The 21,693-nt window shown below is 70.6% G+C and carries 20 protein-coding genes, 2 tRNA genes, 1 other RNA gene and 1 pseudogene; 8 read left to right on the top strand and 16 right to left on the bottom strand.

The window, feature by feature from the left end:
- Positions 1–355 precede the first annotated feature (355 nt).
- Positions 356–2,542, top strand: a complete 2,187-nt coding sequence (locus ACZ53N_RS05265) for a transglycosylase domain-containing protein (protein ID WP_469139612.1) — start codon at positions 356–358, stop codon at positions 2,540–2,542.
- A gap of 292 nt (positions 2,543–2,834) precedes the next feature.
- Here the strand turns inward: ACZ53N_RS05265 and ACZ53N_RS05260 are convergent, their stop codons facing one another.
- Positions 2,835–3,299 (bottom strand): GatB/YqeY domain-containing protein, encoded by a 465-nt coding sequence (locus ACZ53N_RS05260; protein WP_356451378.1) that lies wholly within the window; start codon positions 3,297–3,299, stop codon positions 2,835–2,837.
- Positions 3,300–3,510: 211 nt separating this feature from the next.
- On the opposite strand from ACZ53N_RS05260, the gene ACZ53N_RS05255 reads away from it, so the two are divergent.
- Entirely contained in the window at positions 3,511–4,437 is a 927-nt protein-coding gene (locus tag ACZ53N_RS05255) for a metallophosphoesterase (protein ID WP_391027595.1), read from the top strand.
- A 108-nt stretch (positions 4,438–4,545) separates the two neighbouring features.
- Positions 4,546–4,619, top strand: a tRNA-Pro gene (locus tag ACZ53N_RS05250).
- Between the two features lie 65 nt (positions 4,620–4,684).
- Here the strand turns inward: ACZ53N_RS05250 and ACZ53N_RS05245 are convergent.
- The 4 genes from ACZ53N_RS05245 to ACZ53N_RS05230 all read right to left on the bottom strand — a co-directional run bounded on the left by ACZ53N_RS05245 (position 4,685) and on the right by ACZ53N_RS05230 (position 6,679).
- Entirely contained in the window at positions 4,685–4,876 is a 192-nt protein-coding gene (locus ACZ53N_RS05245; RefSeq protein ID WP_469139828.1) for a hypothetical protein, read from the bottom strand.
- Positions 4,877–4,888: 12 nt separating this feature from the next.
- Entirely contained in the window at positions 4,889–5,164 is a 276-nt protein-coding gene (locus ACZ53N_RS05240) for a hypothetical protein (protein ID WP_469139611.1), read from the bottom strand.
- Positions 5,165–5,409: 245 nt separating this feature from the next.
- On the bottom strand, positions 5,410–5,958 hold the full coding sequence (locus ACZ53N_RS05235) for a DUF5994 family protein (protein ID WP_469139610.1): 549 nt from the start codon (positions 5,956–5,958) through the stop codon (positions 5,410–5,412).
- Positions 5,959–6,151: 193 nt separating this feature from the next.
- On the bottom strand, positions 6,152–6,679 hold the full coding sequence (locus ACZ53N_RS05230; protein WP_469139609.1) for a DUF5994 family protein: 528 nt from the start codon (positions 6,677–6,679) through the stop codon (positions 6,152–6,154).
- A gap of 333 nt (positions 6,680–7,012) precedes the next feature.
- On the opposite strand from ACZ53N_RS05230, the gene ACZ53N_RS05225 reads away from it, so the two are divergent.
- Positions 7,013–7,285 (top strand): hypothetical protein, encoded by a 273-nt coding sequence (locus ACZ53N_RS05225; protein WP_469139818.1) that lies wholly within the window; start codon positions 7,013–7,015, stop codon positions 7,283–7,285.
- Between the two features lie 270 nt (positions 7,286–7,555).
- Complete coding sequence (locus tag ACZ53N_RS05220) at positions 7,556–9,436, top strand: S9 family peptidase (RefSeq protein ID WP_469139608.1); 1,881 nt, start codon at positions 7,556–7,558, stop codon at positions 9,434–9,436.
- On the opposite strand, the gene ACZ53N_RS05215 is transcribed toward ACZ53N_RS05220, so the two are convergent.
- The 10 genes from ACZ53N_RS05215 to ffs all read right to left on the bottom strand — a co-directional run bounded on the left by ACZ53N_RS05215 (position 9,342) and on the right by ffs (position 19,519).
- The gene (locus tag ACZ53N_RS05215; protein ID WP_469139607.1) at positions 9,342–10,202 is read right to left on the bottom strand and encodes an SURF1 family protein; all 861 of its coding nucleotides are present in this window, start codon (positions 10,200–10,202) and stop codon (positions 9,342–9,344) included. The two genes, ACZ53N_RS05220 and ACZ53N_RS05215, sit on opposite strands and share 95 nt — an antisense overlap.
- Positions 10,203–10,417: 215 nt before the next feature.
- Complete coding sequence (locus tag ACZ53N_RS05210) at positions 10,418–11,584, bottom strand: hypothetical protein (protein WP_469139606.1); 1,167 nt, start codon at positions 11,582–11,584, stop codon at positions 10,418–10,420.
- Positions 11,581–12,156 (bottom strand): SigE family RNA polymerase sigma factor, encoded by a 576-nt coding sequence (locus ACZ53N_RS05205; protein WP_242626134.1) that lies wholly within the window; start codon positions 12,154–12,156, stop codon positions 11,581–11,583. The genes ACZ53N_RS05210 and ACZ53N_RS05205 overlap by 4 nt, the downstream gene beginning before the upstream one ends.
- Before the next feature lie 355 nt (positions 12,157–12,511).
- Positions 12,512–13,603, bottom strand: coding sequence for an aspartate-semialdehyde dehydrogenase (locus tag ACZ53N_RS05200; protein WP_469139605.1), 1,092 nt, complete (start codon positions 13,601–13,603; stop codon positions 12,512–12,514).
- A complete protein-coding gene (locus ACZ53N_RS05195; RefSeq protein WP_469139604.1) occupies positions 13,600–14,871 on the bottom strand; it encodes an aspartate kinase in 1,272 nt (423 codons plus the stop codon). The genes ACZ53N_RS05200 and ACZ53N_RS05195 overlap by 4 nt, the downstream gene beginning before the upstream one ends.
- 239 nt (positions 14,872–15,110) lie before the next feature.
- Positions 15,111–15,767 carry a DUF5063 domain-containing protein gene (locus ACZ53N_RS05190; protein ID WP_469139603.1) on the bottom strand — a complete coding sequence of 219 codons (657 nt, stop codon included), beginning with the start codon at positions 15,765–15,767 and terminating at the stop codon, positions 15,111–15,113.
- Positions 15,760–16,359 (bottom strand): recombination mediator RecR, encoded by a 600-nt coding sequence (gene recR / locus ACZ53N_RS05185; protein ID WP_469139602.1) that lies wholly within the window; start codon positions 16,357–16,359, stop codon positions 15,760–15,762. Before recR ends, ACZ53N_RS05190 begins: the two co-directional genes overlap by 8 nt.
- A gap of 98 nt (positions 16,360–16,457) precedes the next feature.
- Entirely contained in the window at positions 16,458–16,796 is a 339-nt protein-coding gene (locus tag ACZ53N_RS05180) for a YbaB/EbfC family nucleoid-associated protein (protein WP_390146656.1), read from the bottom strand.
- 164 nt (positions 16,797–16,960) lie between these two features.
- A complete protein-coding gene (locus ACZ53N_RS05175; protein WP_469139601.1) occupies positions 16,961–19,333 on the bottom strand; it encodes a DNA polymerase III subunit gamma and tau in 2,373 nt (790 codons plus the stop codon).
- Between the two features lie 91 nt (positions 19,334–19,424).
- Positions 19,425–19,519: signal recognition particle sRNA small type (gene ffs / locus ACZ53N_RS05170), an RNA gene on the bottom strand.
- Positions 19,520–19,650: 131 nt separating this feature from the next.
- Between ffs and ACZ53N_RS05165 the strand changes: the two genes are divergently transcribed.
- A tRNA-Ser gene (locus ACZ53N_RS05165) sits at positions 19,651–19,735 on the top strand.
- Positions 19,736–19,816: 81 nt separating this feature from the next.
- On the opposite strand, the pseudogene ACZ53N_RS05160 reads toward ACZ53N_RS05165, so the two are convergent.
- A pseudogene (locus ACZ53N_RS05160) lies at positions 19,817–20,059 on the bottom strand (site-specific integrase); the annotation flags it as partial.
- Positions 20,060–20,608: 549 nt separating this feature from the next.
- Between ACZ53N_RS05160 and ACZ53N_RS05155 the strand changes: the two are divergent.
- Both ACZ53N_RS05155 and ACZ53N_RS05150 read left to right on the top strand, forming a co-directional pair.
- The gene (locus ACZ53N_RS05155; RefSeq protein WP_469139600.1) at positions 20,609–20,824 is read left to right on the top strand and encodes a type II toxin-antitoxin system VapB family antitoxin; all 216 of its coding nucleotides are present in this window, start codon (positions 20,609–20,611) and stop codon (positions 20,822–20,824) included.
- Positions 20,821–21,243: a PIN domain-containing protein gene (locus ACZ53N_RS05150; protein WP_469139599.1), complete on the top strand. Its 423-nt coding sequence runs from the start codon at positions 20,821–20,823 to the stop codon at positions 21,241–21,243. The genes ACZ53N_RS05155 and ACZ53N_RS05150 overlap by 4 nt, the downstream gene beginning before the upstream one ends.
- Positions 21,244–21,693 lie beyond the last annotated feature (450 nt).

Below are 21,693 nucleotides of genomic sequence, written 5' to 3'. Positions count from 1 at the left end.
CCCCCACGGCGGCAGCGGCATATTCACCGTTGCCAGTTGAGGACGTTACGGAAGGCAGGCAGGGGGCAACACCCCCTTCGGGCCCAATCTTGAATGGCCCGAACGGACTATGCGTACGCGGCAGATCACCCAACGGAGTGACCTGGCGACATCAGCGACCAACCCCCGCACACCGGGGCGATCCACCCTTGTCGCGGCGGGCACCCGGTAACACAGGCGGCAATACGGACACGTCTCATCACTCACAAGAGTGAGAGCGGCGGTGATGCGGAACCGCACCACAGTTACTGGCGTGAAACAGCGTAGGCGAACACACAGGCGTCTGTCCGCCGAATGAGAACGTAGGCTTCCTCCTATGGCTAAGAAGCGCTCGGGCGAGGGCCCCACCGTGACCCGGCAGGCCGCGAAATTCCTAGGCGTCAGCGTGCTCTCCGGAGCGGTCCTGGCGGGTCTGGCCCTGCCGGCCATCGGGGCGATGGGGCTGGCTGCCAAGGAGTCCGTCGAAGGATTCGACGAGATCCCGGCCAATCTCAAAACCCCGCCCCTGAGCCAGCGCACCACCATCCTCGACGCCCAGGGCGGCGAGATAGCGAAGGTGTACTCCCGCGACCGCACAGTCGTGCCGCTGAGTCAGATCTCGCCGTACATGCGGAAGGCGATCGTCGCGATCGAGGACGCCCGCTTCTACGAGCACGGCGCCGTGGACCTCAAGGGCGTGCTCCGCGCGCTCAACAAGAACGCGCAGTCCGGCGGCGTCTCCGAAGGCGCCTCGACGCTCACCCAGCAGTACGTCAAGAACGTCTTCGTCGAGGAAGCGGGCGACGACCCGGCCAAGGTCGCCGTCGCCACTCAGCAAACCATCGGCCGCAAGGTCAAGGAGCTGAAGTACGCCATCCAGGTCGAGAAGGAACTCGGCAAGGAGCGCATCCTCAACAACTACCTGAACATCACCTTCTTCGGGCAGCAGTCCTACGGCGTGGAGGCCGCCGCCCAGCGCTACTTCAGCAAGCGGGCCAAGGACCTGACCCTCGACGAGTCCGCGCTGCTGGCCGGCATCGTCCAGTCGCCGAGCCGCTTCGACCCGGTCAACGCCCCGAAGGAAGCCACCAAGCGCCGCAACATCGTGCTGCAGCGCATGGCCGAGACGAAGAACATCACCCCGGCCGAGGCCGCGGCGGCCCAGGCCAAGCCGCTCAAGCTCAAGATCAGCCGTCCCAAGAGCGGCTGCATCACCGCCGTCAACGGCGCCGGCTTCTTCTGCGACTACGTGCGCGAGGTGTTCCTGCAGGACCCCGTCTTCGGCAAGACGAAGGAGGCGCGGGCCAAGCGGTGGAACCAGGGCGGCATGACGATCCGGACGACCCTGGACCCGCAGACCCAGAAGTCCGCGCAGAAGTCGATCACCGACCACGTCTACCAGTCGGACCCGGTGGCCACCGCCGTCTCCATCGTCGAGCCCGGCACCGGCAAGGTGCTCGGCATGGGGCAGTCCCGCCCGTACGGCTTCGGCGAGTTCCAGACGCAGATCAACCTCTCGGCCGACAAGGCCATGAGCGGGTCGAACTTCGGTTTCCAGACCGGCTCGACTTTCAAGCCCATCCTCGCGGCGGCCGCCCTGGAAGAGGGCATCTCGCCCAACAAGGTCTACTCGTCGCCGTACCAGATGCCCTACCCGGACGAGGTCGAGACCTGCGGCCGCCCCTGGAAGAACGGCGGGGGCGACATGGTCAGCAACGAGAACCGCAGTGAGGTCGGCCCGTACGGGATGCGGGAGGCGACGGGGAAGTCGGTCAACACCTACTTCATTCAGATGATCGGCGACATCGGCGTCTGCCCGGTGACGAAGATGGCCACGAAGCTGGGCCTGAAGCCCGCGTCCGGCGCGAAGATCGACCAGGTGCCGTCGATCGCCCTCGGTACGCAGGGCATGTCCCCGCTCAAGATGGCGGCCGCCTACGCCGCGTTCGCCAACGGCGGGAAGTACTGCACCCCCGTCCTCATCGGCTCCGCCACCGGTCCGAACGGCAAGAGCCTGAACGTGCCGAAGTCGCACTGTTCCCGGGCCATGTCCGAGGAGACCGCCGACACCGTCAACACCCTGCTCAAGGGTGTGGTCGAGGACGGCACGGGCAAGGAGGCCGGACTCTCCGGCCGGGACAGCGCCGGCAAGACCGGTACGACGGACGAGCGCAAGGCCGCCTGGTTCGTCGGCTACACCCCGAACATGGCCGGTGCGGTCTGGGTCGGCGGCCCGGGCAAGGACGTCGAGATGGAGGGCATCACCATCGGCGGCGAGTACCACGACAAGGTCTACGGCGGTGACACCCCGGGCCCCATCTGGCGTGACGCCATGGCCGGGGCGCTGGAGGGCAAGCCCGCGCCGACCTTCGACACCGTCGCGATCGCCGAGCCCGAGAAGCCCAAGGGCTCGGACAAGGGCGGCCGGGGCAAGCCCAACAAGCCGAACAAGCCCGGCAAGAACAAGCCGTGGCCCCGGTTCTCCATCCCGCCGGGCGTCATCGGCGGCAACGACGGGCGATAGCCCGCAGGAATCCCGCGAGCATCCCCGCGGGATCCACGGGCCAAGCCCACCAGCACAGAGGGGGGGGGGGGGGGGGGGGGGGGGGGGGGGGGGGGGGGGGGGGGGGGGGGGGGGGGGGGGGGAGGGGGGGGGGGGGGGTGGGGGGGGGGGGGGGGGGGGTGGGGGTGGGGGGGTATACCCCCCCCCCCCCCCCCCCCCCCCCCCCCCCCCCCCCCCCCCCCCCCCCCCCCACAACCCCTCCCCCCCCCCCCCCCCCCCCCCCCCCCCCCCTCTTGACGTAGGTATCCGGCGATCAGCCCGCGAGGAGCTTCTTCACCTGGGCGGCGACCCGGCCGCCCTCGGCGCGGCCCGCCACCTGCGGGTTCACGATCTTCATGACCGCGCCCATCGCACGGGGCCCCTCGGCGCCGCCGGCCTGGGCCTCCGCCACCGCGGCCGCCACGATCGTCGCCAGCTCCTCGTCCGTCAGCTGCTGGGGCAGGTACTCGGCGAGCACCTCGCCCTCCGCGCGCTCCCGCTCGGCCGAATCGGCCCGGCCGCCCTTGTCGAAGGCCTCGGCCGCCTCGCGACGCTTCTTGGCCTCGCGCGTGATCACCTTCTGCACCTCGTCGTCGGAGAGCTCACGGGCGGACTTGCCCGCGGTCTCCTCGTACGCGATCGCGGAGAGGGTGAGGCGGAGCGTCGAGGAGCGCAGCTCGTCGCGCGCCTTGATGGCGGTCGTGAGGTCATCGTGGAGCTTGGACTTGAGGGTGGTCATGGCGCAATCTTCGCACCCGGCCCACGCGTGCGCTTCGCATTAACGGCCGGGGGCGGCCGGTGAGGACGCCCATGAAGGGGCCTGCGAGGGCCCGGCCAAGGAAACCCCACTCCCCCACAACCGCCCGGCGACCGCCCCGCGCCCCCGGCAACTCCCGCTTTGCCCCCGGCCCGTGACCCGGCGCCCCCTGCGGTCTGCGACCATGGGCGGCATGCGCGCGCGATACGGAGTACCCCTGGGAATCACGGCCGTCGGCGCCGTCGGCATTGCCTATGCCGCCGGCTTCGAAGTCCGCTCCTTCCGGCTGCGGCGGGTCACCGTACCCGTGCTGCCGCGAGGCATGAGGCCACTGCGGGTCCTCCAGGTCTCCGACATCCACATGGTCGGCGGGCAGCGCAAGAAGCAGCGCTGGCTCCAGTCGCTGGCCGGGCTGCGCCCGGACTTCGTCATCAACACCGGCGACAACCTCTCCGATCCGGAGGGCGTGCCCGAGACGCTCGACGCCCTCGGCCCGCTGATGGAGTTCCCCGGCGCCTACGTCTTCGGCTCCAACGACTACTACGGGCCCAAGCTGCGCAACCCCGCCCGCTACCTGCTGGAGAAGGCCAGCGGCCGGCACGGGCTGAACGGCAACGCCCCCGCGGTCGCCGCGATCCACAACCCGTGGGAGGACCTGCGCGACGGCTTCGACTGCGCGGGCTGGGTCAACCTCACCAACACCCGGGGCAGCCTCAAGATCGATGGCTATGAGATCGCCCTGACCGGCCTCGACGACCCTCACATCAAGCGCGACCGGTACGCACACGTCACGGGCGGTCCGCGCGAGGACGCCGACTTCTCGCTCGCCGTCGTCCACGCCCCCTACCTGCGGGTGCTCGACGCCTTCACCGCCGACCGCTACCCGCTGATCCTCGCCGGGCACACACACGGCGGCCAGCTCTGCATCCCCTTCTACGGCGCTCTCGTCACCAACTGCGACATCGACACGAAGCGCGTGAAGGGCCTCTCCACCCACCGGGCCGGCGGCAACCGGTCCTACCTCCATGTCTCCGCGGGCTGCGGCACGAACCGCTACACGCCGGTCCGCTTCGCGTGCCCGCCCGAGGCCACCCTGCTCACCCTGACCGCGCGCGACTGAGCCCCGCGCGAGCGGCCCCGGGAATCGGATTTCGTCTCCGGGCCCGGGTCCGCTAAAGTAGAGCTCGTTGCGCCGGGGAGCTGCGAAAGCGGAAACTCGGGGGCACATCGGGGTGTAGCGCAGCTTGGCAGCGCGCTTCGTTCGGGACGAAGAGGTCGTGGGTTCAAATCCCGCCACCCCGACAGCTGAGTAGCAGGTCAGAAGCAGTGCACCACATGGTGCACTGCTTCTGGCTTTTTCTGCGTGACTATCTGAGTGACCAGCGCTCCGGGTAGATGCCGTCCATCGTGACCGCTCCCGTCTGGATCACCGGACGAATCTGCTTCCGGTAGACCACCTCCGTCACCGCCGTACTGGAGTGACCGCCCAGCCGCGAGATCTCTTCGAGCAAGATTGCCTGCTGCCGGGCGATGACCGGATCGCTCATGATGCCGGTCACGTGGTGGGCCTTTCAGTTCTCGTCGCGGCGCGGTTGGTCGGTGACCAGGCGGGGCCTGAACGGCCCGAGGATCTCGGGAGCGTGGACGGTGTCCACGGTGAGGTGGAGCCTGGTGCCGCCGTCGCCGGCGCCGTAACCGCGCGGTTCGGTGGCGGCGAAGCGGAGGCGGAGTGCTTCGGCGATCCGCCGTGCCGTTTCGGGGGACGCGGCGATGATCCGGACCTCCGCGAGGCCGGCGGCGGGCAGCGTCTGCCCGGGCGCGGGCGCCGCCGGGCGTTCGCGGGTCATGCCTGGTTCCGGGTGCGCGCCCTGCTGCGGAGCCGACGGCGCGGACGCCGTCGACCGCGGCCGCCGTCCCGGTGGTCCCGGCGCTCACCAAGGTCGGAACCATCGCGGGATTCCGGTACATGGCGTTCGTACGGAGAGGCCTCCGCGCGTCGGGTGTGCTGTCCGTTGAGCAGATAGATCACGAATGTCTCCCAGGGCGATCGTTGGGGGCATCGTCGCCACGGCGGCGAGAGTGACCGAGGAGGTCATGCCTCCGGGTGCCGAGGTACTGGTGAGTCCGTCGCCGGCGACGTGCCGGCTGGGCCGTGCCCGCCCTCGGATTCCCAAGCCGTCTCACCTGTGCTGTTGTCCCGCGCTGCGGCCATGAGGCCGCTCGCCGTGAGGCGGTTGCAGGGGTCTCCGGCCGCGGCCATCAGCCGGGCGGCGGTGTCGGGAGCGGTCTCCGGAGGGATCACCAGGAGGTCCCAGCGACCGACGTGGAAGGAGAGCAACAGCAGGTCATGGGGGTCCTGCTCGGCGAACCAGCCCACGTGCACCACCCGTCTGCCCACGGGGACCTTGCCGGGGATGACGGGCCAGTGGACGGGGTTCACCGCGACGCGGGTGATGCGCCCCCAGGGCAGGTCCAAGGCGACGGCCAGGGCGGGGAGTTCACAGGTGAGGTCGCGGGAGTAAGGCCACCAGGCTCCGTCCACCGGGCCTGGACGGGTGGCCGCCGGGTTGAGGAACAGGCGCACGGGTAGCGACGGCGCGCTCTCGATCGTGGACGTCGTGGGGGTGCTGGTCGCCGTCATGACACGGACCCGTCTCCGGGCGTGTCTTGCGTCCGCCCGGACTGGTGGCTCGCCGAGAACGGCACCTGCGTGAAGCCGGTGCGCGAAGAATTCTCGGTAAACCGAGCGTACTCCGCCACCGCCCCGAAATACGGGCCTGCGCTGCACCGGTTTTCCCTCCGCTGACAGCGTCGACGGCGGGCTCGGGCGAGCGTCACTCCCCGGCCTCGCCTCCCGGGCCCGGCCACGGCGTTTCCGTGTGACTCGGGCGGGCCGGATGGGTGCCGGTGTCGATGAGGATCTGTTCGGCCTCGGTGACGTTGCCGACCCGCACCGCCCGGGCCATCGCGGCGCGTGCCGCGTCCGGCGTCGCCTGCGGCGGGATCACCAGCACGGAGAAGTGGTCGTTGTCGCCCCGGGTGATGAGAACCGTGTCGTCACCGGCCGGGAAGGAGTCGATGTGCACGACCTGGCCATCGACGACGAGGCGCGTCGGGAGTTCGTCCCAGGCGCTCGCGTCCAGGCCCACACGCGCGATGGGGCCGAGGTGCTCGGTCAACGCCATGATCAGGCCGGGGAGTTCGGTACGGATATCGCGGGAGCGCGGCCACCACGCACCGTCCAGAATCCCCGCACGCGAGTGTGTCGTCTCCAGTCTCAAGAGAGCTGTCCCGGGTTTCACGCCCCGGTGAATAGCGTCCGGCAGAAGCTTGGGAAGGTCCGGGAATTCAGAGTCGGCCATGATGGATTCGCCCGTCTGCGGGGTCGGCATACGCCGCGCGCCGATGGCGTCGTCGGTGTGGTTGCCGCAAGCGGAATGCCCTCGATGGTTTCACACTTTACTCTGCGGGCGGCATGCGGGCCCGTCCGCTCAATTCGACCTTGAGAACGAGAAAAGGGCTGGTCAGACGTGTTCGGGAAGGCCGACCGGAGGAGCGGCCGAGGTAGAGTGAAAGGGCCCGGCAGCCGTCGCTCCAGCCCGGGCGACGAGGCCTGGGCACGGCGCGGCAGGGCCGTATGGCCGACGGTTTCACGAGCTCAAACGCCGATGCCGAGCGTGGAGAAGGCGGCAGAGATGGCAACACTGCGCGAGCGGAAGAAATACCGCGAGATGGTCCTGCAGGCCCTGTACGAAACCACTGAGGGAAATCGTCTGCTGGGCGTCACCGGGGCAAAACTGCGCGATGATCTAGATGTCCACGAAGAAGACCTGGCTGCCGCCTGCACCTACCTTGTCGGCGAAGGTCTGATCGAGGTCGACTGGACGACGGGCAATACGCCCGCGATGGTCACCCTGACGCACCAGGGCATTCGGCTCATGGAGGCCGAGGAAGAGAAGCGCGACTGACGAGGCTGCTTCCGCGGTCGTATAGGACTATATGCAGGCAAACCTCCCCAGGCGTAGCATTTGAGGTGGGTTCGCGCACTCTCACGTGCAACGACCCGGAAGGGCGGCCCCGGTATGTACGTGCCGGGGCCGTTAGCGTTGCCGCGGAGGCCCCCGCAGGGCGCTCCCTCACCGGTCGGCGCGGGACGGCGCGGACCGACGGCGAGGAGTTATCCACAGGCTGTGGCAGCTCCGGGCACGTTGTCGCCCGTTCGGCGCAGAATGGGGGGCATGACTGAGAGCAACGGGCCCCAGCGGGGCGACGGGTCCATGGGGGCCGACGGGTCCATGCCGGATTGGGAGAGGCGCTTCCGGGCGCCGCGGGTAGGGCTGCCGAGGTGGGCGGAGGACGCCCCGGACCGGTCGCTGTTCACGTCGAACGTGACGGGCACGTTCGAGCTGTACGCATGGGACCGGGCGACGGGTGCGCAGCGGCAGGCGACCGACCGGCCGAACGGCACGACGGGCGGCCTGCTGTCCCCGGACGGCGAGTGGATCTGGTGGTTCTCGGACAAGGACGGCGACGAGTTCGGCGTCTGGATGCGGCAGCCCTTCCACGGCGGACAGGACGAGCCCGCGACGCCCGGCCTCGATCCCTCCTACCCCGAGGGGCTCGCCCTCGGCCGGGACGGCACGGCCGTCGTGGGGCGGTCCACGGACAAGGGCGGCTCGACGATCCACGTCGTGCGGCCCGGCGCCGAGCCCGTGGAGATCTACCGTCACGCGGAATCCGCAGGCGTCGGTGACCTGTCCCACGACGGCACGCTGATCGCGATCGAGCACACCGAGCACGGCGACGCCATGCACTCAGCGATCCGTGTTGTCCGGGTGGACGGCACAGCCGTCGCCGAGCTGGACGACACCCGGGGCGGCACCGAGGAACTGGGCCTGTCCGCCATGGGCTTCGCGCCGGTCGACGGGGACTCCCGGCTGCTCATCGGGCACCAGCGGCGCGGCCGCTGGGAGCCCCTGCTGTGGGACCCGGTGACGGGCGAGGAGACGACGCTCGCCGTCGAGCTGCCCGGTGACCTGGGGGCGGACTGGTATCCGGACGGCTCCGCCCTGCTGATCGAGCACAGCTATCAGGCGCGCAGCGAGCTGTGGCGGTACGAGCTGGGAAGCGGCGAGCTGACCCGACTGGAGACACCGGAGGGCACGGTGTCCGGGGCGCTGCCGCGTCCGGACGGGACCGTGGAGTTCCTGTGGTCCTCGGCCGCGAAGCCGCCGGTGGTGCGGTCCACGAGCGGGCGGGTCGTGCTGGACCCGCCCGCGCCGGCCCACGGCGTCGGCAGCGCCCCGGACTCGGTGCCGGTCAGCGACGCGTGGGTGCCGGGGCCTGGCGGTGATGTGCACGCGCTGGTGCAGAAGCCCGCGGGCGAGGGGCCGTTCCCGACCGTCTTCGACATCCACGGCGGTCCGACCTGGCACGACAGCGATGCCTTCGCCGCGGGTCCGGCGGCCTGGGTGGACCACGGCTTCGCGGTCGTGCGGGTGAACTACCGCGGCTCGACCGGCTACGGCCGGGCGTGGACGGACGCGCTCAAGCACCGGGTAGGGCTGATCGAGCTGGAAGACATCGCTGCGGTACGGGACTGGGCCGTGGCGAGCGGACTCGCGGACCCGGACCGACTGGTCCTGGCGGGCGGCTCGTGGGGCGGATACCTGACGCTGCTGGGCCTCGGCACCCAGCCGGACGCCTGGGCACTGGGGCTCGCGGCGGTCCCCGTGGCTGACTATGTGACGGCCTATCACGACGAGATGGAGGCGCTGAAGGCTCTGGACCGCACCCTGCTGGGCGGCACCCCCGAGGAGGTTCCGGAGCGTTACGCCGCGTCGTCACCGCTGACGTACGTCGACGACGTCCGGGCCCCGGTCTACATCTCCGCGGGCATGAATGACCCCCGCTGCCCGATCCAGCAGGTCGAGAACTACGTGGACCGGCTCGCGGAGCGGGGCCATCCGCACGAGGTGTACCGCTATGACGCGGGGCACGGCTCGCTGGTGGTGGAGGAGCGGATCAAGCAGCTTCGGCTGGAGATCGCTTTTGCGGAGCGCCATCTGAGCCGTCCGGACCGTCCGGGCGATCCGAACCGTTCGGGACCTCGGGGGTGATGCCGAGCGCCAGGTCCCGGGCGGCTTCCGTCTCCCGGCGGAACAGCCGGAACCACATGAAGACGACGAAGCCGGCGACGGCGAACCACTCGCCCGTGTAGCCGAGGTTCTGGAAGGCCTTGAGGTCGAGGCCGCTGCCGGGAGCAGCGGACGGGGGCACCGGGATCATGGCGCCCGACGCCTTGGGGGCAGTGATCCACGCGTCGTACACCTGGTACGGCACGAGGTTGACCAGCGAAGCCGCGCTGATCACACCGACCTGTCCCTGGGGCAGGCCGCCGCCCGCCCGTACGCCATTGGAGCCGACGGTCTCCGAGGACTGGAGCGCGCCCGTCACGGTGACGTGGCCGGCGGGCGGGGCCGGCACCTTGGCGGCGTCGGCCCGGGAACTCGCGTCGCCGGGCAGCCAGCCCCGCACGACGGGCAGGGCCTTGCCACCGTCGGTCCGCAGGAGGGTCAGGACGTAAAAGCCCTTGCGGTCCTCGAGCTCACGGTCCGGTACGAGCAGCTGGTGCGCGGTGTCATAGCGGCCGGTCGCGGTGGCCTGGCGGCCGGAGGTCTCGGTGCTCACCGGCAGCAGACCGCGCAGCGGCTCGGCAGCGGCGGTGCGGGCGCTGTCGGCCTGCGTCTGCTGTTCGCGGTGCGAGTCGACGCGCGACTCGAAGCGGCCGAGCTGCCAGCTGCCCATGAACAGACACACGGGGATGGCCAGCACGGCGAAGACGTTGATCCCCCACCAGCGGGGAGTCAGCAGGAACCGATACACACCACCACGGTACGGGCACCGGTCCCCAGGGCGGCACCGGCCCCTCCCGTTCCGGGCCGGGCCGGAACGCTCAGTCGGGCCCGCCGGCGTTCCCCGGACCGCGGTGACGCCCGCTCCCCGGGCCCGGCCCAGCCGGGGCAGGCCCTCCGGGTCCGCCCGGCCCGCTCCGGAGGAACCCCGCGCTCGACCTCGAACCGGGCCCGCAGCGCCGCGGCCTACGGCTTGGTGGCGAGCGGACCGGTGCGGTAGACCGTGCCGGCGCAGGCATCGTTGATCTTCGCGTCCGCAGCGGCGGGCTCACCGGTGTCCGGGGTGTGGCTGACCACGACGCTCGCCGGCGGCTTCGGCTCGGGGGTGTCCTGGCCCGTCGGCTGGTCCATGGCCGTGGTGCCGGATGCCGGGGGGTTACTCGCGACGGGCGACGGGGATGCGCCGCCCCCGCCGTCGCTGGCGCAGCCGCTCGGCCCGCCGCCGGACGCCGGAACCCAGGCGAACTTCACCTCGTAGGCCTGGCCGGGCTGGAGGATCACCTCGCTGGGCTCGGTGGACGGGTCGGGCAGCCCGGTCGCGGCGTCACCTGCCGTGTGGTCCACGACGGAGACGCGGGAGGTGTTGGCGCTGCCCTGCCCGGTGACGTCGACTGCGCCCGGGCCGCCCACCGTGCACACGGCGTGGGAGACATTGACGACGCGGAAGGAGCCGTAGACGCGGCCTTCACGGTCGGCCGCGCCGACACTGCCCGCGCCGTTGCCGAGCTGGTTGCGGTCGCAGGTCGGCGAGGTTGCGGCGAGGGTGCTGGTGGGGCCGGGGAGGGGGCCGCCGGTGGCGCCGCCCGCGTGGCTCTCGGGGCGCGCGTCCTCTCCCTTGCGCTCCTCTTTGTGCTCCTCGTCCTTGCGGTCCGCCGGGTGGGAGGAGCGCTCCTCGGGCTCCTCGCCCTCGCCGCCGCCGCTGCGCCACCCCTCGGCGGTGCCCTCCTCGGTCTGCTGGCTGCTCGCGGCGTTGGCCGGACGGTCGTCGGCGGTGCCACCGGTGGTGGCGACGCGCAGCAGCGCGGGCATGGCCGTACCCCCGAGGATCACGGCCGCCGCCACGCCGACGACGACCTGGCGACGCCGCGTACGCCGGGCGGGGACGGCACGCCGCAGGTGCTCCAGTGCGTCGGCGGACGGCTCGAGGTCGCCGACGGCGCCGTGCAGCAGCCGGCGCAGCGCCTGCTCGTCGACGTCGCTCACGTCGCCGTCACCCTGGCTGACCTGGCCCACCTGACCGACCTGACCCACCTGACCGATGCGACAGTCCTGGTCCTGCTGTTGTTCCTGGCCGGGCTCCTGATCCTTACGGACGTCCTGGTTCCGGCGGCCGTCCGGGAAGTGGTGGGTCATGCCGGGGCCTCCATGGCCACGCGCAGCGCCGCGATGCCCCGCGAGCCGTACGCCTTGACCGAGCCGAGCGAAAGGCCCAGCGTCTCGGCGACCTGCACCTCGGTCATGTCGGCGAAGTAGCGCAGAACCAGGACCTCGCGCTGGCGGCGCTGCAGTCCACGCATCGCTTGAATCAATTGGTCGCGCTCCAGCTGTTCGTACGCGCCCTCTTCCGCGCTCGCCATATCGGGCATCGGCTTGGAGAGAAGCTTCAGCCCGAGAATGCGGCGGCGAAGCGCGGAGCGGGACAGATTGACGACAGTCTGCCGCAGATAGGCAAGGGTCTTTTCCGGGTCGCGGACCCGATTGCGTGCGGAATGCACCCGTATGAAGGCTTCCTGCACCACGTCCTCACAGGAGGCGGTGTCGTCCAGGAGCAGGGCGGCGAGGCCGAGCAGCGACCGGTAATGGGCGCGGTAGGTCTCGGTGAGGTGGTCGACTGTGGTGCCCGCAGCCATCGCCTCGTCAGCGTCCCCACGCTGCGGGGGAATCTGCGCCGGGCGGGTGGCGGACCAGGGGGCGATCACCGGCATGCCGCCCGACGTGCGCGAACGCGGGCGCGCTGCGGCGCTGCTCCGCCTCGGGGCGGTTGCGATGCTGATGACCTCTGCCACGCCTGTTGGACACGCTTCCCCCCGTCAGGGTTGTACGCGCAAGGCACCGCGTTTGACGACGCGCCGAATGACGATGCGCCATATGCCCTCATGCGTACCAGCTCTTCCCGAATACCCCGATTTTGGTACCGCCGCGAGAGACGGCAACAAAGACGCTCCCCGCCCTGCTGTGGTTGCAGTGGGCGGGGAGCGAATAGTCGAACAGATCGTCTGCCCAGTTCAAGAGGTCCGGACCAACGACTTGATCACAGGACCTTCACACGTCCCCCAAGTATTACGGGGCCGTCAGCTCCGCCGCCACGACTTCTGCGATCTGGGCGGTATTGAGGGCCGCGCCCTTGCGTAGATTGTCGCCGCAGACGAAGAGTTCGAGCGCCTTCGGATCGTCCAGCGAGCGCCGCACCCGGCCGACCCACGTGGGGTCGGTGCCCACCACGTCGGCGGGCGTGGGGAATTCGCCCTCCGCCGGATTGTCGAAGAGCACGACCCCCGGTGCGTTGGAGAGGATCTCGTGCGCCTGGTCGACCGTCACCTCGTTCTCGAACCGCGCGTGCACGGTCAGCGAGTGCGTGGTGATCACCGGGACCCGCACACAGGTCGCGGTGACCCGCAGGTCCGGCAGCCCGAGGATCTTGCGGGATTCGTTGCGGACCTTGAGTTCCTCGGAGGACCAGCCGTCCTCCTTGAGCGAACCGGCCCACGGCACGACGTTCAGCACCAACGGAGCCGGGAACGGCCCCGTCGTGTCGCCGACCGCGCGCCGCACATCGCCGGGCTGCGTGCCCAGCTCCGTGCCGACGACGGCCGCGAGCTGCGCGCGCAGGGTGTCGACGCCGTCCTTGCCCGCGCCGGAGGCCGCCTGGTACGAGGAGACGATCAGCTCGCTCAGCCCGAACTCGGCGTGCAGGGCACCCATCGCGACGATCATCGACAGGGTGGTGCAGTTGGGATTGGAGATGATCCCGCGCGGCCGCATCCGCGCCGCGTGCGCGTTCACCTCGGGCACCACCAGCGGCACGTCCGGATCCATCCGGAAGGCGCCGGAGTTGTCCACGGCGACCGCGCCCTTGGCGGCCGCGATCGGCGCCCAGCGCGCGGAGACCTCGTCGGGCACGTCGAACATCGCGACGTCGACGCCCTCGAAGGCCTCCTCGCTCAGCGCGACGACCTCGACCTCCTCGCCCCGGACCGTCAGCTTCCGGCCCGCCGAGCGCGGGGACGCGACGAGACGGATCTCGCCCCAGACGTCCTCGCGCTGCGACAGGATCTCGAGCATGACCGTCCCGACGGCACCGGTGGCGCCGACGACGGCGAGGGTGGGCTTACGGCCCGTACGCGCGGTACGGGCCGCATGGCCGTCGGTCATCGACCGGTGCCCCCGTAGACGACCGCCTCGTCGCTCTCGGTGTCCAGGCCGAAGGCCGTGTGCACGGCGCGCACCGCTTCGTTCACATCGTCGGCACGGGTGACCACCGAGATGCGGATCTCGGAGGTCGAGATCAGCTCGATGTTCACGCCGGCGTTCGACAGCGCCTCGAAGAAGGTCGCCGTGACCCCGGGGTTGGTCTTCATCCCGGCGCCGACCAGCGAGATCTTGGCGATCTGGTCGTCGTAGCGCAGCGAGTCGAAGCCGATGCCGGCCTTCGTCTTCTCCAGCGCCGCGATGGCCTTGCGGCCCTCGGTCTTCGGCAGCGTGAAGGAGATGTCGGTCAGACCGGTGGACGCGGCCGAGACGTTCTGCACGACCATGTCGATGTTGATCTCGGCGTCCGCGATCGCGCGGAAGATCGTCGCGGCCTCGCCCGGCTTGTCCGGCACCCCGACGACCGTGACCTTCGCCTCGGACGTGTCGTGGGCAACCCCCGAGATGATCGCCTGCTCCATCGGCTGGTCCCCTTGCGGTTCGTTGCTGACCCATGTGCCCTTGAGACCCGAGAAGGACGAGCGCACGTGGATCGGGATGTTGTAACGGCGTGCGTACTCGACGCAGCGGTGCAGCAGCACCTTGGACCCGGAGCTCGCCAGCTCCAGCATGTCCTCGAACGAGATCCACTCGATCTTCCGGGCCTTCTTCACGACCCGCGGATCGGCGGTGAAGACCCCGTCGACATCGGTGTAGATCTCGCACACCTCGGCGTTCAGCGCGGCGGCCAGCGCGACGGCGGTGGTGTCGCTACCGCCGCGGCCCAGGGTGGTGATGTCCTTCTTGTCCTGGGACACACCCTGGAATCCGGCCACGATCGCGATGTTGCCCGCGTCGACGGACTGCTGGATGCGGCCCGGCGTGACATCGATGATCCGCGCCTTGTTGTGGACCGAGTCGGTGATGACTCCGGCCTGGCTCCCGGTGAACGACTGTGCCTCGTGACCGAGGTTTTTGATCGCCATCGCCAGCAGCGCCATGGAGATTCGCTCTCCGGCGGTCAGCAGCATGTCGAACTCGCGCCCGGCAGGGATCGGCGAAACCTGCGCGGCGAGATCGATCAACTCGTCCGTCGTGTCACCCATCGCGGAAACCACGACGACCACCTGGTGGCCGTTCTTCTTGGCTTCCACGATTCGCTTGGCGACCCGCTTGATGCCTTCGGCATCGGCAACGGAGGAGCCTCCGTACTTCTGCACGACAAGGCCCACGTGCGCTCCTCGCAGCTATATGTAATGAGGTCGACTCAGTCTAACGAGCAGGCCGAATCCACCTCGCCAATATCACATGGTGAGACACCATGCTCACCACATGACCGGCGCGGCAGGCCGTGCGACGTCCCTGTCGCACCCGGCCGCGCCCGTTCCGCGACGGTCCCTGCCCGTATCGCCGGAGCGCACACGGGAACGTAAGCCAGGTCACACGCCGAGGGGCGGTGCCGACTCACGGCTCAGATCGAGTGCAGCCCCAGCGGGCCCGCGATCTCGGCCGCCATGACCTTGCCCGCCTCCTCGGCCAGCTGCTCCTCCGCCGCGGCGTCGTCCGTGTCCAGGTCGCCCAGCTCGTCCAGCGGCTGGTCCAGACGCACGTGCGCGACGAGCGACTGGAGCGCCCGCAGCGCGGCGGAGGCGGTCGGACCCCAGTTGGAGAGGTAGGAGAACTGCCACCACCACAGCGCCTCGCTGACCCGGCCGTCGCGGTAGTGCGCCATGCCGTGCCGCAGGTCGGTGATGATGTCGGCCAGGTCGTCCGAGATCCGGCACGCCACGGGCATGCTGCGCGGCACGTACGGGTCGAACACCTCCGAATAGACGTCGACCGGGTCCAGCAGCCGCGCGAACCGCTCGCGCAGTTCGTCGACGTCCGGCTCCGGGCCCACGTCCGGTTCGTACCGCTCGTCCGGCAGGAAGTCCTCGTGGGCGCCCAGCCGACCACCGGTCAGGATGAGCTGGGAGAGCTCCAGCAGCAGGAAGGGAACAGCACTGTCGGGCTCGTCGCCTCGGGACACCTCGGCGACGGCCACGATGAAGCTCTCGATCGAGTCCGCGATCTGGACCGCGAAATCGTCCGGATCGCGCTTGGCGTCGTGAAGCGTTGCGTCAGACATCGAGAAGTCGTCTCCCTTCGAAGGCACGCCCGAGCGTGACCTCGTCGGCATATTCCAGATCTCCACCCACAGGCAGACCACTGGCCAGCCTCGTGACCTTCAAACCCATGGGCTTCACCATGCGCGCGAGGTACGTGGCCGTGGCCTCACCCTCAAGATTGGGGTCGGTGGCCAGGATCAGCTCGGTGACCGCGCCGTCCGCGAGCCGCGCCAGCAGCTCACGGATCCGCAGGTCGTCCGGGCCCACGCCCTCGATGGGGCTGATCGCCCCGCCGAGCACGTGATAGCGACCGCGGAATTCCCGCGTCCGCTCGATTGCGACGACGTCCTTGGACTCCTCCACGACGCAGATCACCGCGAGATCGCGGCGCGGGTCCGAACAGACCCGGCACCGCTCCTCCTGCGCCACATTGCCGCAGACCACGCAGAACCGGACCTTCGCCTTGACCTCGGTCAGTGCGTGGGCGAGCCGGCGGACGTCGGCCGGCTCGGCCTGGAGGATGTGGAAGGCGATCCGCTGCGCGCTCTTGGGACCGACGCCGGGCAGCCTGCCCAACTCGTCGATGAGGTCCTGGACCACGCCTTCATACACGGATCGGATTCTCCTTCTTCGGTTCTTCGCTTCTTCGGCTTACGGGTGTTTCAGCGGTCGCGGATCGCCGGTCAGGGACGGTCCGCTGCCGCCGGGGGTCAGAACGGCAGACCGGGGATGCCGCCGCCCAGGCCCTGGGCGAGCGGGCCCAGTTTCTGCTGCTGCAGCTGCTGTGCGGTGGCGTTGGCATCGCGCACGGCGGCGAGGACGAGATCCGCGAGGGTCTCGGTGTCCTCCGGGTCCACGGCCTTGGGGTCGATGACCAGTGCCTGGAGCTCGCCGGCACCGGTGACCGTGGCCTTCACCAGGCCACCGCCCGCCGTGCCCTCGACCGGGGTCCGAGCGAGCTCCTCCTGGGCCGCGGCGAGGTCCTGCTGCATCTTCTGGGCCTGCTGGAGCAGCTGCTGCATGTTCGGCTGGCCACCACCGGGAATCACGGGTTCGCTCCTGGCTGTCGACGACGATTGCTTCGGTAGCCCGAGCCTACGTGCTCGTCGCGCGCCGCGCCCTACGCCGTCGGAAGAAGGCCGGGAGCGCCCGGGTGCGCGGGCGGCGCCCTCATGTCGCCCGCAGTCCGTGGCCCCGGGCTCCCAGGCGCCGCCTACTCGTTGGCGATCTCCTCGATGACGGTCGCGCCCAGTTCGCGCACGATCAGATCGTGGCCGGTCAGCGCGGTGTCGTCGAGATCCGGGTCGTCCTCGGCGGGCATGTCGTCCTCGATCGCGACATGCCGCGGCTCGGGCTCCCGCGCAGGCTGGGACGGCTGGTACTGCCCCGCCGAGGGCCCTGCCGGGGCCTGCCGCACCTGCGGGGCGGGGGTCGCGGGCGGGGCCGCGGGCGGGGCGGTCGCGGCCTGCGCCGGCCGGGACGTGGCGGGGGCGCTGCCCTGGCCTCCGGAGAAACCACCCGGGGCCGGGGCGCCCGGGGAACCGGTGGAGCCGAAGCCTCCCGCGCCGCCACCGGGCCCACCGAAGCCGCTCGCGCCGCCGCCCGGGCCGCCACCGAAGCCGCCGCCGGGCGCGCTGCCGCCGCCGGAGGGGTCGACGACCAGCTCGACCTTCCACTGCACGCCGAGCGCGTCGCTGAGCGCCTGGCGCAGTACGTCCTCGCTGCCGCTGTTGGCGAAGCTGTCGCGCGCTCCGGCGTTGGAGAAGCCGACCTGGACGGTGCTGCCGTCGAAGCCGACGACCTGGGCGTTCTGGCTGAGCAGGATCCACGTGAAACGGCGGCGGTTCTTGACCGCCTCCAGGATGTCCGGCCACATCTGCCGCACCTGGGCGGGGTCACCCCCGCCGCTCTGCGGCTGCTGCTGGCCGTACGAACCACCGGACGCGGCCGGGGCGGCTGCCGGGGCGGGCGGCGCCTGGCCGGGGGCCGCGGCGGAGGGCCAGGCTCCGGCCTGAGGCGCCGGGGCGGGTGCGGCCGGTGGTGCGGACGGGGCGGGAGCGGCGGGCGCGGCAGCGGACGGCCAGGCTCCGGGCCTGCCGCCGCTCGCCGGGGCGCTCTCAGGGCCGCCGGCCGTGGTGGGCCAGGCACCGGCCGGAGGCGCCGCGGGGGCGGCGGGCGGCTGAGCGGCCGCGGCTTGGGGCTGCACGGGCTGCGGCTGCACGGGCTGGGGCTGCACGGGCTGCGGCTCGGCGGCGGGAGCAGGTGCGACGGGAGCGGCCGGAGCGGCGGCAGGAGCCCCCGACACCGCCGCGCGGGCGGCTGCGGGGCCGGTGAGACCGGAGGTGGCCGCCGGGTCGTGGGCCTGCGGCCCCGGGGCGTACCCCATCGCGGGGCCGCCCTGCGGCGCGCTCACGAAGGCACCGGCGAGGGCACCGCGCTCCAGCTTGTCGAGCCGGGCCCGTACGGACCGCTCGTCGTCGAAGGCGGCGGGCAGCAGCACCCGCGCGCAGATCAGCTCCAGCTGGAGCCGCGGGGACGTCGCCCCGCGCATCTCCGTGAGGCCCTCGTTGACCAGGTCGGCGGCGCGGCTCAGCTCGGCGGCGCCGAAGACGGACGCCTGCGCCTGCATGCGCTCCACGACGTCGACCGGGGCGTCGATCAGCCCCTTCTCCACGGCGTCGGGCACGGCGGCGAGGATCACGAGATCGCGCAGCCGCTCCAGCAGGTCCGCGACGAAGCGGCGCGGGTCGTTGCCGCCCTCGATGACGCGGTCGACGACCTCGAAGGCCGCGGCGCCGTCGGCGGCCGCGAAGGCGTCGATCACCGCGTCGAGCAGCGAGCCCTCCGTATAGCCGAGGAGGGACGTCGCCATGGCGTATGTCACACCGTCCTCGGCGGCACCGGCCAGCAGCTGGTCCATCACGGACATCGAGTCACGCACGGATCCCGCGCCGGCCCGCACGACCAGCGGCAGCACGCCGTCCTCGACGGGGATCGCCTCGCGGCCGCAGACCTCGCCCAGATACTCGCGCAGCGTGCCCGGCGGGACGAGCCGGAACGGATAGTGGTGCGTACGCGACCGGATCGTGCCGATGACCTTCTCGGGCTCGGTGGTCGCGAAGATGAACTTGAGGTGCTCCGGCGGCTCCTCGACCACCTTCAGCAGGGCGTTGAAGCCCGCCGAGGTGACCATGTGCGCCTCGTCGATGATGTAGATCTTGTAGCGGCTGGAGGCGGGCCCGAAGAAGGCCTTTTCCCGCAGCTCACGGGCGTCGTCCACGCCACCGTGGGACGCGGCGTCGATCTCGATGACATCGATGGAACCGCGGCCGTTGCGCGCGAGGTCCTGGCAGGACTGGCACTCGCCGCACGGGGTGGGCGTGGGGCCCTGCTCGCAGTTCAGACAGCGGGCGAGGATGCGCGCACTGGTCGTCTTGCCACAGCCGCGCGGACCGCTGAACAGATACGCGTGATTGACCCTGTTGTTGCGCAGCGCCTGCTGCAACGGGGTGGTGACATGCTCCTGCCCGATGACCTCTGCGAAGGACTCGGGGCGGTAGCGGCGGTAAAGCGCGAGGGACGACACACCTACGACGATATCGGGCCGCACTGACAAGTGGTCTCGATCACAGCCCGGGCCCCCGCCGAGGGCCTGCCGTCGCGGCCCGTCGGGAAACGCAAGGGCCCCCCACGCACCCGCCAGAGCCCACTTACCCTTGCTGCCTTCCGGCCCTGGGGGAGTTAGGTGAGATAGCGCCACGTGAGGGGCTTGCCCTCAGCCTAGCCGATCCCGGGCGCTGCTCGCGCCCTCCCCTCCCCGGAACCTCCCCCGGCCCCTCCCCGGCACCCGCCTCCGAGGGAGGTGTTCGCGAGCACCCCTCAACGTCTTGTATTGTTTGCCGCGGAGGATTCGCCTAGTGGCCTAGGGCGCACGCTTGGAAAGCGTGTTGGGGGCAACCCCTCACGAGTTCGAATCTCGTATCCTCCGCACAGTGCCTCACCGGGCACTAACGAAGGCCCCGACCGGTTCGCCGGTCGGGGCCTTCGTGTTGCTCCGTCTCCGTTCGTCTCAGTTGGACTCTGTGGAGCCCCAGAGCGCACCGCCGACCTGATCTGCCGCCTGCCTCAGCATCGGCTCAGTGACGTGCATGTACCAGGCGCGCATCCTTGCCTCTCCCCCAGGCTCCCAGCCCATGATCGCGTCCACGATCACATCGGGGACCCGGAGCAGCAGCAGAACCGTCCCGGCCGTGTGGCGAGCGTCATGCGGTCGGCCATCACGTACGCGAGCATCCGCCAGGAGCTGCTTCCAGCGGGATACCCCGGCCCGACAAGATCGAGAGGCCCGTTCACCCTCCATCCCCTCCACGTGCCCCTTGTGACGGAGCAGAGCTAGCGGAACGCCTGCTTCCGACCAGGGTCAACTGGGGCGTTAACCCTGTCTCACCTGCGGCGATTCCCGACGGCTCCAATCGATCACCGCGCTCCCGGAGAGTCGCTGAACCATGGCTTCAAGGGCACCGACACGCGCCACGAGTGCCGCTTCATCCGCGCACGGGGAGTGTTCGACGAACCCGAGCTCGTCGGAGATCCTGCGAAATACCGAGCAGAGCAGCACCTGATAGGCCTTGCCCGGACGGACCGTTTCGTGTTCCCACCGGTGGTACATGACCTTCAGGGACGCCTGCGCAGCGATCTCCCAGTCCGGCTCGTCGCTCGGGCACGGGGCGGGGGGGGGGGGGCGGGTGGGGCGGCGAGGGGCTGCTCCGGCGATGCCTGGTACCCGGCCCTCGTGGCCAGACACCCGTAAGGCACCTCGCGAGATATACTTGACTCCACATTTGATATCAGGGAGGCGCGCATGAGCCGGACTGTCATCGACCTGGACGACGACCTGGTCGCGGACGTGGCCAAAGCCCTCGGGACGAGCACCAAGAAGGAGACCGTCAACACCGCTCTTCGCGAGGTGTTGGAGAGTCGGCGACGCGCCCTGGCCCTCGCCAGGCTGCGGGCCGCGGCGGGCGATGGCGCATTTGATCTGGAGCTGTTCGAGAACAAGGAGCACTACCGCCGGTGAACGCGGCCCAGTTCCTGATCGACACCAGCGCGCTCGCGCGGTTCATGCGCGGGGACGCGGAGCAGTACGGCTGGGACCAGGCCGCCACGGCTGGACTCATCGCGACCTGCCCCATCACCGAACTCGAGTTCTTCTACAGCGCACGGTCGACCGCCGATCGGACGCACGGCATCGAGGACATGCGGCTGATCTTCGGCTGGGTACCCGTCGACGACCGCGCCTACGACCGCGCCTGGCAGGTCCAGGAAGCCCTCACCAAGCGGGGGAAACACCGAAGTGCCGGTGCAATCGACCTCGTCGTCGCCGCGACCGCTGAGCTGCAGGGGCTCACTCTGCTCCATCGCGATCACGACTTCGAGTGCATCGCCGCGGTGACCGGGCAAGCCCTCCAGTGGTACGGCCCGGCACACGGCAAGTAGGTCAGCAGTGGTTGCGGTTCTGAATGCGTTCACCGCCGGACTGACGAGGCCCCGACCGGGAAACCGGTCGGGGCCTTCGTGTTTTCCGCCCGCCTTCGTGTTTTGGCGCAGCCGGCGCGCCGCTGTCAGGCTATCGCCGCGGGGGAAGTCGCCGAGGGGGCCGGCGAGGAAGGCGGAGTCGTGCGTCGCATCCGGGGCCACCTGGCGGCGATGTGGTCGTTGGAGTGGCCGGCCAGGGTGAGTTCCTGGATGCGCTGGAACAGCAGGCGCTGGGCGGCCGCGAGGAGGGCCGCGGCGGCTCGGGGGCGATGGCCGGGCCCGCGTCGGGGGCGGTCTCCGTCAGGACCGCGGCGAGGGCTTCCTCCCGCTCGTCGTGGAGGTCGCGCAGCCGGGCGGTGAGGGTGGGACTGTCGGCGATTGTGCGGGCGAACTCCGGGCCGGCGAAGCCCG

Source organism: Streptomyces sp. NPDC033229 (assembly GCF_055576875.1).
The sequence above is the reverse complement of the archived record's forward strand: the minus strand, read 5'-3'. Positions and strand labels throughout refer to the sequence as shown.